We start from the raw sequence: 12,336 nt of genomic DNA on the forward strand, positions 1-12,336 counted from the left end.
TATGGGAAGAATTCTAGCCATATTTGTTTTCTTCCTTACCTTGTTTGTTCCGGGTTTTCTCGGTGCCGAACCGAAATCTCTCAAACCGATCACAAAACAAATCGCGCCGAAATCAGTTCATAACACGGACTCCAAGTCTGAAATCGTTGTGAATCATTTCGGAGTGAAACTTTATTTATTTCCCGATAGAAAAAGCAATGTTTTAAAAACAATACAGTTCGGAGAACGGTTGTTTTATGATAATTCCAGTTTGGAGCCGAATACCGCGGAATGGGTTCCTGTCGTTACGGAAGAAAATTTAGCTGGTTTTTTACTTCGTAATACATTGCTTTTGGTTTCTAAGAACAAACTTTTATCCACTGTTCTATTCGAAGCGGATAAACTTTTGAACCTGAATTCCACTAGTTTGGAACAAAGAATGGAAATTGCAGATTCTTTATTTCGTCATGCAAGTACGGGTGAGTTCAGGGGAGACGACTTTACTTTGATCAAAGCAAAAGCCGGTTTTGCTCTGATCAAATCCATAGATATTCTAAATGAAAAAAATATCAAAGCGGACAGTTCGAAGGAGCTTTTGGATTTTTTGAAACGACATGAATCAAAACTGCTTTTTGATTATTCAGCAGGCAAATACTATGTGGACGCCAATTATTTTTGGAAGCTGGTTGAAAATCATCCGAATACAAAACATTCGGATTACGCAGGTTATCTGGCTGCGGAAGCTTCTCCTGATGTGGATTGCAAGGGCGAACTTGCTTGTGAGTTGGAAAAACTCAGACGTTCCAAGATGAAGTATATTTACTTTTTTCCCAATGGAAATTATGTTTCCTTATATTCCAAGTCCGTAGTTGCCAAGTTGAAGGAAATTACAAAAGATCCCGAATCAATTGCCTGTTTTCAACCGGCTCCGCAAAACATTCAGGTAGAAATCAATACGATGTACCGTTATGTTCAAGACTACGGTTTGAGGTATCGAAAGGAGATTCTTCCTTACATTCAAATCCTTCAGAAGGAATGTCTGAAATAGAATAGGTTTCCCTTGAAGTTGGCCTACAAATTATATTCCAAAGAAAATCCGGAAGGAAATTCAAATCCCCCCGACCAAGCCAATATTCTGATTCTCCACGGGCTTTTTGGATCTTCCAAAAATTGGGTCTCTATCGCCAAAAAACTATCGTTATATGGCGATGTATATACCGTTGATCTCCGAAATCACGGAGATTCCCCTCATTCGGAAGAACATTCTATTTCAATTATGGTTGAGGATATAAAAGAGTTCGTCCAAGATCATTCTCTTCAAAACACGATCTTACTCGGACATTCTATGGGCGGACTCGTATCTATGTTATACGATCTTCTCCATCCGGGATCTTTGAAAGCTTTGATCATTCAGGATATTTCTCCCCGCCCTTACCCCTTTGCTTATGATAAGGAGATCCGATCCATGCGGATACCGATTGACCGGGCAAATACAAGAGCAGAAGTAGACGAACTTATGAGAGAAGTGCTTCCCGATGCTTTTATCCGGCAATTTTTACAAATGAGTTTGGAAAGAAAACCCGATGGAGGGTATTTTTGGAAATTGAACGTTGAAGGTTTATCCAAAGCTCGCTATATGTTTGAAGATGTATTTCTCCCCGATATGAGTTCTCGGACAAAGGCATTGTTTATCGTAGGCGGAGATTCCCCCTATATAAAGGACTTGGATCGGGAATTAATCCTTTCAGTATTTTTAAAAGCAGAAATAGAAACGCTTGCAGGAGGAGGGCATTACATCCATTATACGCATGCGAGCCAATTTTTAGATCGAATCGAAAGATTTATCAAAGGAGTCCTAGATTGAAACATTCAGAGTCTGCATGGAGCTTAAGTTTTTTTATTCTAATTTTCTTCAACTTTTTATCTTGTGATTCGAACAAGGATTTATCCGATCCTAAAAAAATATTCGATACTTATGTGGAAACCAGTTTCTCCGTATCTTTGGATTCAGGCCCGCTGGAGGAATCCAAAACCTGGACCGGATCCGGTTTTGTTTTCGATAAACAGGGGTTAGGTTTGACGTGCTCTCATGTGGTTCCTGACGATAAAAAATTCGTGATACGGATGGGCGGAACCGGAAAAAAATTCTACGCCCAGGTGATCAAACGCGATACTGACAATGATTTAGCAATAGTAAAATGGGAAAACCCGGAAAGCGAGATATCTTTAGACATATCCGATTCTTATGAGCCGGAGACTGGGGCTTCCTTTTATATGATATCCACTCCTTTCGGAATGGAGGAGTCGTTTGATTCGGGTATCATCGCCAACCGTTCCCGCCTGGGAGCGGATATATTTGCGCCAAACAAAGCATTTGTGCAATTGAACCGAATGGTGCTTTCCGGTTCTTCAGGCGCTGCTGTCTTTGACGGACAGGGCAAGGTTTTGGGTATGGCTCGGTTTCAATTGTCCTCCGACGGATCCAAACGGGACGGGATCGGTTTTGCCATTCAGGCACCGGTTTTGCGTGAATTTGTAAAATCGATCCCCATTGCCGGCAAAACTAAAGAAGAAATCCAAAGGGGAATCGTAGAGATCCCGATTTTAACGGCGCATTTGATCGACAAACTACGATTAAAACAAAAAAAAGGCGTTCTGGTAAGTTATACCGAACCCGGATCTTTGACGGAAAAAGCAGGAATTAAAAGATACGATTTGATTGTAGGTGTTGATGAAAATGTTGTCGATAACGCGGAAGACTTTTATGTACAGATGGCAAAATTGCCTTCCTCAAAAGCGATAAATTTAATAATTATTAGGGAAAATCGGGAATTGAAAATAAAAATCACCCCTTCCTTGTAAGAAGAGGCGATTCGCAAAATAGATATTAGTTGAATTCTACCGTAATGGTTTCAGCGAGTGTTTCTCCGTTGATTTTTCCAGTGATAGTAATATTGAACTTTCCTGTGATGGAAGTACTTGTGGATGTCAGTGTGGATGTTGCTATCAGTTTCAAACTTTCAATTTTCAAAGTAGGAGTGGTCGTTCCATCTTGAGTGATCACCAAATCATTTGAATCTGCTTGTGAGGTGACAGTAAAGCTGAATGAAGAACCACTTGTAATGCTGGATTGATTGTCAAATACCAAAGTTCCGTCAACAGTGACTGGTTTTGAAAATACTAAAGCATCCTTATACAAAGATTGGAGGCTTGCGCAGTCAGTCGTAGAAAAAGATGTCGCACCTTTATCTTTTAGGTATTTGTAATAACCGAAACTATCCGTGTAGATGGATCCGAAGTTTGTAAACTTTGTAGTCGCCTTGTTCGAACTTGTAGTGACTCCTGAGCTTGTTTTTGTTTTGTATTCTCCGCCTGTAAAGACAGCTGTTCCCTGTTTGGTCAGACTAGAAAGAGTGGAACTGTATCCTGAGTATGTTTCAATGGGACAAGTAGCGCCACTAATGGTTGCGTTTACGGTAGTTTTTGTAAATACGTATCCATTCACAGTTCCACTGTAGGTATAAACAGTTTCTCCACTTCCATTTACGCTAGAGGAAGACCATGCAGTCAACTCACGAGGGTTTTTGTTCGCAATGTTTGTCTCTTTGATAAACTTTATAACCGCTTCTTTTGCAATAACAGGATCTTTTCCGTTTTCATAGATTTCTTTTACCATCGCCATCAATCTTTGGCTTTGCGAACTTTTGGTATTGTAAGTAAAACTACTGCTTTGGCTGTTTGTAGCGACGCTGCTGGAGATAGTGGAAACAAGACTCGCTGTCGCACTGGCTTTTCCGACGGTAGTGTTGATATCGCTGGTCTGACTGCTCGAACTGCCACGGCTTAAAAGGGCAAGGCCGATCAAAAGGGAATTATCGTCTTTTTTATCTTCTTTACAAGTGGAAAAGAAGAGGGTAGTAGCAAGTAACAGAAATGAGCTGATCTGTAGATATTTTTTCATGATTTGAATCCTCAGATGCGATTCTAAATAAACAAAGTTAGACGTGCAAGAAAAAATAGAAAAGCTAACAGCTTTTTATCGAAGTTGTAATGAAAGTTTGTTTATACTTATTGGACAAATATTACTTTTTTTTCAAAAATAATATTTTTTTTCCCTTTTTTCCAAGTGGCGTGATTTTTAAATATTCCATCATTCAATTATGAAAATGAGTTAATATTACAAATGAGATATTCAGGAATGATTTTAGATTTTTGTTTTTCTGAGTTCTTGAATGAAAACTTGAGGTTTGGCGGCGGAAATGCGGGAAACAAAAGAGGGATTGGGAATAAGTGACAGTACAACAAAATCGACGTTATACTGTCATTTATTGTTCTGTTAAGCGAGAAGGGATCTCAGCATCCATGCTGTCTTTTCATGGATATCCAGTCTTTGGGTGAGTAAATCGAGACTTGCCTGGTCGTTTCCTTTTTCCGCAGGAGCATAAGCGGATCTGGCAGTTCGAATCACAGCCTCGTTTCCTTCCACCAAATTGCGGATCATGTTTTCGGCTTTAGGAACTTCCTTGTCTTCAGCGATAGAAGAATATTTTGCAAATTCCGAACCGCTAACAGGTGCATAGTATCCTAAAGCCCGGATGCGTTCCGCTATCGGATCAATCGCATTCCACAACTCCGTGTATTGAGTCATAAATAACAGGTGTAAGGTTTGAAACATCGGGCCTGTCACATTCCAATGATAACTATGGGTTTTTTGATAAAGAGTGTAAGTATCTCCCAATAATTTTTTCAGTGCTTCGGAGATAGCGCTTCTTTCCGCTTCGGGAATTCCTATATTAATTTGCATTGTGTTCCTTCTTATCTTTAAGACCGATTTAGTTTCGCAAACCGAAAAAGAAATTGGTTCTCTTTTCCAAAAGCAAAAATAAAACGGATGAAATTGAATCTTACTAAGTCATTCCACCGGGCGGTATAATTGAAAGTTAATTTTTCAAGACTCTATTCTGATCTTTTTGCCGGTTCTACCGCAACCATCGTAGCACTTCCTGCAGCGATTGCTTTTGGAATCAGCGTTTATAGCCCTTTAGGCCAATCTTTCGCAGGCCAAGCCGCACTTTCCGGAGTCATAGGAACCATCATCCTCGGTCTCGTCACACCTCTCTTAGGCGGTACACCTAGATTGGTCTCGGCTCCTTGCGCCCCTGCCGCTGCCGTACTTTCGGTATTTGTTTTGGATCAGATGCGGAAAGGTCAGATCGGGCCGGTTTATATTCCTCTCTTGGTTGCCATTACTGTTTTATTTGCAGGCAGTCTGCAAATTCTTTTGGGTTTTTTGGGTGGGGGCAAATTGATTAAATACATTCCCTATCCCGTGGTCACCGGTTACTTGAGCGGCCTTGGAATTTTAATCATTTTTAGCCAGCTTCCCCGTTTTTTAGGTATGTCCTCGGTGGGAAATCTTCTGGGAGATATTGATAGTTTGCAGGCAAACCCGATTCCCCCTATTATTGGAATCGGAACCATACTCGCTATGGTATTTTTACCACGACTGTCCAAACGGATTCCTCCGAGTGTAATCGCATTGCTCACGGGAGTGGCTATCTATTGGATTTTAAGTTTTTTTTACCATGATCTGAGGCAGTTCGCAAATAACCGTTATATTGTGGGAGCGATTATCCCCAAGGGAGAAAATCTATTTTCCAATTCGTTGAAAAATTTCTCCCACTGGCATGAGTTAGGTTTCATTCATTTTAAATCCATCTTGCTTCCCGGATTTACATTGGCACTCCTTCTCTCCATTGACAGTTTGAAAACCTGTCTTATCGTTGATGTATATTCCAAAAAAAGACATGATTCCAATCGGGAATTGATCGGGCAAGGTTGGGGCAATTGCGCAAGTTCCCTGTTTGGCGGGATTGCGGGTGCGGGGACTCTCGCGCCGACTCTGGTAAATATTGCAAGCGGAGCAAAATCGAAATGGTCCGGCTTTTTTGTAGGCTTATTTTCCTTGATCACGATTTATTTTTTTGTCGGTCTATTGAGATGGATTCCCGTTTCTGCCTTGGCTGCGGTTCTCATAGTTGTCGGTTTTCGGATGATTGATTGGAAATCCGTCGGACTTTTAAAAAACAAATCCACTGTTTTCGATTTTTTTGTAATCTTGTGCGTGATCATTGCAGCGATCAGCACCAGTTTGATTTTGGCTGCGGGTGTAGGGATCGGGCTTGCCATATTGCTTTTCCTAAGAGAACAAATCCGTTCAACAGTAATTAGGCGGAGTTTTCTGGGAAACCAAAAGTTTTCAAAAAAAAGAAGACTTCCTTCCGAGCAGGAAGAATTGGAAAAATGGGGATCCAGAAATGCTATTTTCGAGTTGCAGGGACAGTTGTTTTTCGGAACCACCGATCAACTGTTTCATCATTTGGAAGCGTATTTGCAGACATCAAAAAATATAGTCCTGGATTTCAGAAGAGTAATTCATATCGATTTTACAGCAGTCAATCTTTTGAAACAAATCCATTCCAGATTACAATCCGGAGGAGGCACGCTCGTTCTTACCTGCCTTCCGGGCAATCTGACAACAGGTCAGGAAATTAGAAATTATTTCAATTCCCTTGGGCTTACCGATTTTACTCCCCATCTTAAGTTCTTTGATGAATTGGATGATGCATTGGAATACATAGAAGAAGAAATTCTAACCGAAGCAAATTTGGACTCTTCCAAAGGAAACGAACTGCTTCATTTGGATCAGTTCGAATTTTTTGAACCGTTCCCTAAAGATTTGGTCGGAACATTTGAAAAATTCACTTACCCCATCCAATGTTCTCCGGGAGAATCCGTATTTCATAAAGGAGACATCAATGATGTGATGTTTTTCATTCGGAAAGGAGAAATCAGAATCGATCTCCCTTTGGATGGGAACAGAGTGCATCATCTTGCAACGTTTGCGAAGGGAGATTTTTTCGGGGATATGGCATTTCTTGACAAGGAACCCAGATCTGCAAATGCGATTGCTGTCGGTGAATGCTTGTTATATGGTTTGTCTAGGGAAAAGTTCGATCTTTATGTAAGGGAAGTCCCGGAATTCGGAAATTTATTTTTCGAATCTTTGGCTTATACTTTATCAAAAAGGCTGCGGCTCAATCATCTTGAACTCACAGCCTTACAGGAAAACTAAACGGTTTTTAGAGAGTGTTTGTGATCGCACCGTTTGTTGCGGATTGAACGAGTTTTGCATACTTTGCGAGAACTCCCGATTTGAATCGGGGCTCCGGTTGTTTCCATTCGGATTTTCTTTTTGCAAGTTCTTTGTCATCCAAATCTACCGTCAGCACTTGTGTTCTTGAATCGATTGTGACTTGGTCTCCGTTTTTCAAGAGTGCGATCGGTCCGCCGTCAAATGCTTCCGGAGAAACATGTCCCACTACCAATCCGTGAGTCCCTCCGCTAAAACGTCCGTCAGTCAAAAGCCCTACTTCTTCTCCCAAGCCTTTTCCGACTAACGCTGCGGTAACTGCGAGCATCTCTCTCATTCCCGGTCCGCCTCTCGGTCCTTCATAGCGGATCACGATTACATCTCCCGCTTTGATTTCGTCTTTCATGATCGCCGCAAAACAGTCGTCTTCCGAATCATATACTTTTGCGGGACCGGTGATATCGATCTTTTTGAGTCCTGAAATTTTGGCAACAGCGCCTTCCGGAGCAAGGTTTCCTTTCAGAACCACAAGAGGTCCGGTAGGAAAAAGAGGATTTTTAATATCGCGAACGATGGTCTGACCTTTTGCAAGCGGTAAAACTTCTTTTAGATTTTCCGCCAAAGTTTTTCCGGTTACTGTCAAACAATCTCCGTGAAGCAAACCTTGTTCCAAAAGATATTTCATCACTCCGTGTACTCCTCCCACTCGGTCTAGGTCGTACATTGCGTACTTCCCGCCGGGTTTCAGATCGGCAAGGTGAGGAGATTTTTTTCCCACACGGTTGAAGTCTTCCAAATTAAGATCCACTCCGATTTCTTTTGCAATTGCAATCAAATGCAAGATCGCGTTTGTTGAACCACCTAACGCCATAACGGTGACGATCGCATTTTCAAATGCGTTTTTTGTAAGAATTTGTTTCGGAGTGATATTTTTTTTGATAAGCTCCATAAGAGCTTTTCCGACTTCAAAGGAGTCGTTTACTTTTCTTGCGGAAACAGCCGGCATGGATGCAGAACCCGGAAGACTCATGCCCAATGCTTCGATGGCTGTGGACATAGTGTTTGCAGTGTACATTCCACCGCAACTACCTGCACCAGGGCATGCATTTTGTTCTACACGTATGAATTCTTCTCTTGATATTGTGCCTGAGTTGAATTTGCCGACCGCTTCGAATACGGATACTATATCCACATCCACGCCGTCGCAGGTTCCCGGCATAATGGATCCGCCATAAACAAAAATGGAAGGAACATCCAGTCTGCATAATGCCATGAGGCATCCCGGCATATTTTTATCGCAGCCGCCTACGGCGACCACTCCGTCATATCTCATCGCGTTGGAAACAAGTTCGATTGAATCGGCAATCACTTCTCTGGAAGGAAGAGAATAACGCATTCCTTCGTGTCCCATTGCAATTCCGTCGGAGACTGTAATGGTTCCGTAAATCTGTGCAATTCCTCCGGCGACTCTTACGCCTTCTTTGACTCTTTCTGCAAGTTTGTCCAAATGGGAATTGCATGGTGTGACTTCCGCCCAAAGGGAAGCGATGCCCACCATCGGTTTTTCAAAATCTTCGTCTGTAAAACCTACGGCACGAAGCATAGCTCGGTTCGCTGCCCGATTGTCTCCCCCGGTTGTCATGGAACTGCGTCGTTTTAGTGATTCTGACATGATAAGGTCCTAATATGTATTGATCGCAGCAGAAATCCTTATAGGTAAAAGATTTAAAAGAAAGCTATCTCAGCTCTCCTACAATCTTCTGAACCAAATTTTCTGCCACAAAGTCATACTCGCTGGACTCGACTAAAATGTCCTCTCGATTCCATATCAAACCCAGTCCGAAGATAAATTTTGTTAATTTGAAAGTTGTCCAATTGGCTCCCGGTTTTTTGCGGGCGTTGACTATGACTTGGCCCGATTCTATTTGAACGATTTTTAAAGAAACTGTATCCACCAAGTTGGGAATGACGCTGTTTTTTATATCATACTTTCTGAGTGCCGATCCTCTTCCGAATACAAGAGCATCCACACCCAGGATTTTTCCGATACGAACGGCTGTTTGTTCATCGATCATTCCTGTTTTGGAAAAAGACTGTTCGTTGACCACTTTGGAGAGTTGTTCCCTCTCGATCACTTTGACATTCAGGTATTTGGAGATATAAAGAGCGACTGCATCCGTAAATTCGTCTCCCCATTTCGCATCCTCAATATCAAATAATAGAACCGCCACTTTGTGTATGCCCAATTCCTTTTTGGTCTTATCTGGAAAATGCACTGCCGCTTCCATAGTTGTGCAACGGATGAGTGAAATCAGGGAAAAAAGGGCAATCAGCAGACGGATATGTTTCATAGTGTTTTAGGTAGAGTGGCTAGGAAAAGGAAAGAATCAAATCTTTTTCGAAAATCTCCTCCTCTTCCAATGAAAATTCGCCTTGCAAAATCCGTTAGACTCGTTTTCGTACTAATGCAATGCATCTAACCAAAAGAGCCTTGGGCTTAACCACAATCATATTCGTAATACTTCTGTTAAGTGCCGGTTATTATTTTTCCACTGAAATGGTCGCTTTTCGGACACGAACGATGGACGCGGATCATGAAAGATCCAAAATCAAAGACTTCAAACAGATCGGTTTGCCGGAGCCGGAAACTCTTCATTTCCAAAACGGAACCATTTCCATCCAAAGTTGGTTTTTTAAAAACCCGAAAAAGAAAAAATGCGGAGTCATTCTTTTGCACGGACACGCGGGGAGCAGATGGGGGATTCTGAAATATGCTCCCTTGTTTTGGAAACGGGGTTGTAGCCTTTTTGCATATGATGCAAGACATCATGGAGAAAGTAGCGGGGAATTCGGAACATTCGGTTATTATGAAAAATTCGATTTGGACAAAGGGATTGAATATTTTTCCGAAGTAAGCGGAATTCCCGAGGAAAAAATCGGAGCATTGGGCGAGTCTTATGGTGCTGCTACCGTTTTACAACTTGCAAACGTCAGAAAGGATGTTGCTTTTATCATCGCGGAATCACCTTACAAGGATATGCGAACCATCATTCAGAAAAGAGCGGTTGAATTGTATGGTTATCCCATTTTGGTTGTATCATCCGTTGCATTTCAAATCGCCGAACTACGAGCCAATTTTGTAGTGGATGAAACTTCTCCTTTGAAAGCGGCATCTCATTTATCCGCTCCCGTCTTGCTCATCCATTCCAAAACGGACGAATTTACACCTTATGAGCATTCGGTGGAGATTTTTGAAGCCATTCCCGGGAAGAAGAAAAAATTATTTATCACGGAATGGGGCGCTGCCCATTCCAAATCCATCAATACGAATTACAAGGAAGTGGAAAACTCCGTGGATGCATTTGTAAAAGAGTTTGCACCCGCAGAGTTCAAATAAGCGATTTACTGATTGGATTGAAAATAGGTTCCTTTGACCGGATCAGTCCAATTTCCGCTTGAATTTATTTTTGTGATATAACCGCCCAATAGGTTTGATCCGCTAACATAGTTTGCCAGGAAAATTTCGCCTCCGGCGGATTGGTAGGCTTCCGAAGGAATCCCAATGTAAATCGAAGAGGGAGTTGCCGTAACCTTTGTATAAGATGTGCCGCCGTCTTTGGCGTAAAACACAACATAATTACTTCCATCTTGAGCGATTACTCCGTAAGTCGCTTCGGAAGAGATAACTTTTGTTATATAGTTGAAAGCGCCTGCAGAAGTAGGGCTGTAGGTGAGTCCGGAAACAGCCGCACCGAAGGAAAGGGAACCGATTCCGATATTTACCGAATTGCTCATTGCATAACCGTAGGAAGTGACTGTTCCTTCCATTATCCCCAATCTTCCTCCTCCGATCGGAAAGATAGCAGACTGGGTGCTTGCTCCTCCAACGACTCCATAAGGGGATCCTGCGGAAAAATTGGACTGGTAGTAATTATAAGATGGGCTGGGCGTACTGTAAGCAGTGATACCGCATAACAGAAAAGACGAATAAACGTAAAATACGTTCGCTTGAACCGTAGACCCGCTCAAACAAGTTGAACTTAAATCGGTAGCGACGGTGCCTTCCAGGTTTCTTGCATATGCTTTTGTAACTCCACCAACAAGTTCAAAAATAATCCATCGTCCCGAATAATAAATGTTATCGGGAATCGATGCCGGAGAGACGAGTATGGCAGCTGGCGAAACGTTGATCGCCGGCATCAATACGGCTGTTACTGTTTTTGCCGGACTTGTGGGTGAAAGTTTAACGTAGTAATTGAGTGTAGTTGTTACGCTACTTACGGTCGTATCCTTTCGGATGAAAAATAGAATGTCCGTTCCGTCGTAACCCGGTGCTCCCAGGGTGATCGTGGTCTGATCGGTGCTTGGAGAAACAGGATCTACTCCCTGTAAATCGCTAATTTTTGTTATACGGTCATATGTGAATCCGTCCGAGGAAGATGCGATATAGGTATCTATTTTTTTCTCCGCATTCGCTTGTTTGAGGCAAACATAGAATCTTCCCTCTTTCGCTCCGAGTGGTTGGAAAAGTGTGGATTCCAGACTGACAGGGGTGGAATAGGAAACACTCAATCTTTGAAAAGTCGCTACAATATCTCCCGATTGGGATAAGATTCTAAAATTGGAGGAGTCCAAAGTGCTAAAGACTTTGAATGTAATGGTGGCCTTGGGCGAAACATCAGCTAATGTTGAATAGATTTCCACTTTCGCATAACCAGGTGAAGTAAACTTGAGAGAGGCTTCTCCTTTGGAATTGACGATGGTTACCGTTTCATCAGTCCCTTGTGTAAGTTCCGAAACGGAAGTGCTTCTTGTAATTAAACTTGTCGTACTCGGTTTTCCGTATTTGATAAGGGAATCGGCATATGTAGCTCCGTTTGCCTGTTGAAACTTCAGAGTGAGTCCTAGAGCTACTCCGGGCGCCGTTGCATTGTTAATGACTAGTAATTTCTGCAACATCAGGAGGCTCGTAAGGTCGCCGTTCGGATCCAGGTCCGATTCTTTAAAAAGCAAACACCCTGAGGTAAAAAGAATGAGAGTCGATAGGATAGCGGATTGAATGGTTGTGCGCATATTGTTGGCTCCTTGATTTAAAATAAGATCGAGTAACGAAGTTCCCCGTGAACTGCAGATGGCTTCGGTTGCCATCCGAATTGTCCCAATGGTTGGTCGAATTTTGTTTCGAAGTCAAATCCTTCCTTTAT

11 protein-coding genes (1 of these 11 cut by a window edge) are annotated in these 12,336 nt (G+C 42.2%); 5 read left to right on the plus strand and 6 right to left on the minus strand.

Going from position 1 to position 12,336, the window contains the following annotated elements; genetic code table 11:
• Position 1 precedes the first annotated feature (1 nt).
• Genes EHS11_RS18880 through EHS11_RS18890 form a run of 3 tightly spaced genes read left to right on the plus strand, consistent with a single transcriptional unit; the run spans position 2 to position 2,841 of the window.
• Entirely contained in the window at positions 2-1,027 is a 1,026-nt protein-coding gene (locus EHS11_RS18880) for an SH3 domain-containing protein (protein WP_246048063.1), read from the plus strand.
• 12 nt (positions 1,028-1,039) lie between these two features.
• Complete coding sequence (locus EHS11_RS18885; RefSeq protein ID WP_135765895.1) at positions 1,040-1,843, plus strand: alpha/beta fold hydrolase; 804 nt, start codon at positions 1,040-1,042, stop codon at positions 1,841-1,843.
• Positions 1,840-2,841 carry a S1C family serine protease gene (locus EHS11_RS18890; protein WP_167884497.1) on the plus strand — a complete coding sequence of 334 codons (1,002 nt, stop codon included), beginning with the start codon at positions 1,840-1,842 and terminating at the stop codon, positions 2,839-2,841. Before EHS11_RS18885 ends, EHS11_RS18890 begins: the two co-directional genes overlap by 4 nt.
• Before the next feature lie 25 nt (positions 2,842-2,866).
• Here the strand turns inward: EHS11_RS18890 and EHS11_RS18895 are convergent, their stop codons facing one another.
• A complete protein-coding gene (locus EHS11_RS18895; RefSeq protein ID WP_135765897.1) occupies positions 2,867-3,940 on the minus strand; it encodes a hypothetical protein in 1,074 nt (357 codons plus the stop codon).
• A gap of 375 nt (positions 3,941-4,315) precedes the next feature.
• Entirely contained in the window at positions 4,316-4,783 is a 468-nt protein-coding gene (locus EHS11_RS18900) for a Dps family protein (protein ID WP_135765898.1), read from the minus strand.
• Positions 4,784-4,912: 129 nt separating this feature from the next.
• Here EHS11_RS18900 and EHS11_RS18905 point away from each other — a divergent pair, with 129 nt between their 5' ends.
• Positions 4,913-7,114: a SulP family inorganic anion transporter gene (locus EHS11_RS18905; protein ID WP_135765899.1), complete on the plus strand. Its 2,202-nt coding sequence runs from the start codon at positions 4,913-4,915 to the stop codon at positions 7,112-7,114.
• A 7-nt stretch (positions 7,115-7,121) separates the two neighbouring features.
• Here the strand turns inward: EHS11_RS18905 and ilvD are convergent, their stop codons facing one another.
• Complete coding sequence (gene ilvD / locus EHS11_RS18910) at positions 7,122-8,804, minus strand: dihydroxy-acid dehydratase (RefSeq protein ID WP_135765900.1); 1,683 nt, start codon at positions 8,802-8,804, stop codon at positions 7,122-7,124.
• 64 nt (positions 8,805-8,868) lie between these two features.
• Positions 8,869-9,483, minus strand: a complete 615-nt coding sequence (locus EHS11_RS18915) for a CsgG/HfaB family protein (protein WP_246048065.1) — start codon at positions 9,481-9,483, stop codon at positions 8,869-8,871.
• A 140-nt stretch (positions 9,484-9,623) separates the two neighbouring features.
• On the opposite strand from EHS11_RS18915, the gene EHS11_RS18920 reads away from it, so the two are divergent.
• Complete coding sequence (locus EHS11_RS18920) at positions 9,624-10,529, plus strand: alpha/beta hydrolase (RefSeq protein WP_246048066.1); 906 nt, start codon at positions 9,624-9,626, stop codon at positions 10,527-10,529.
• A gap of 5 nt (positions 10,530-10,534) precedes the next feature.
• On the opposite strand, the gene EHS11_RS18925 is transcribed toward EHS11_RS18920, so the two are convergent.
• Positions 10,535-12,205: a hypothetical protein gene (locus EHS11_RS18925; protein ID WP_135765902.1), complete on the minus strand. Its 1,671-nt coding sequence runs from the start codon at positions 12,203-12,205 to the stop codon at positions 10,535-10,537.
• Between the two features lie 17 nt (positions 12,206-12,222).
• Positions 12,223-12,336 carry the 3' end of an LA_0442/LA_0875 N-terminal domain-containing protein gene (locus tag EHS11_RS18930; RefSeq protein WP_135765903.1) on the minus strand. 954 nt of this gene lie beyond the right edge of the window, so only the last 114 of its 1,068 coding nucleotides appear in the window; its start codon lies beyond the right edge, outside the window — the gene reads right to left on this strand; the stop codon is at positions 12,223-12,225.

The sequence above is a fragment of the Leptospira ilyithenensis genome, assembly GCF_004771005.1.
In the GTDB taxonomy this organism is placed as follows: domain Bacteria; phylum Spirochaetota; class Leptospiria; order Leptospirales; family Leptospiraceae; genus Leptospira_A; species Leptospira_A ilyithenensis.

Excerpts from the sequence above, each read along its gene's own strand:
- EHS11_RS18880 (WP_246048063.1), top strand. The coding sequence starts at position 2 with ATGGGAAGAATTCTAGCCATATTTGTTTTCTTCCTTACCTTGTTTGTT.
- EHS11_RS18895 (WP_135765897.1), bottom strand. The coding sequence starts at position 3,940 with ATGAAAAAATATCTACAGATCAGCTCATTTCTGTTACTTGCTACTACC.
- EHS11_RS18900 (WP_135765898.1), bottom strand. The coding sequence starts at position 4,783 with ATGCAAATTAATATAGGAATTCCCGAAGCGGAAAGAAGCGCTATCTCC.
- ilvD (WP_135765900.1), bottom strand. The coding sequence starts at position 8,804 with ATGTCAGAATCACTAAAACGACGCAGTTCCATGACAACCGGGGGAGAC.
- EHS11_RS18915 (WP_246048065.1), bottom strand. The coding sequence starts at position 9,483 with ATGAAACATATCCGTCTGCTGATTGCCCTTTTTTCCCTGATTTCACTC.
- EHS11_RS18925 (WP_135765902.1), bottom strand. The coding sequence starts at position 12,205 with ATGCGCACAACCATTCAATCCGCTATCCTATCGACTCTCATTCTTTTT.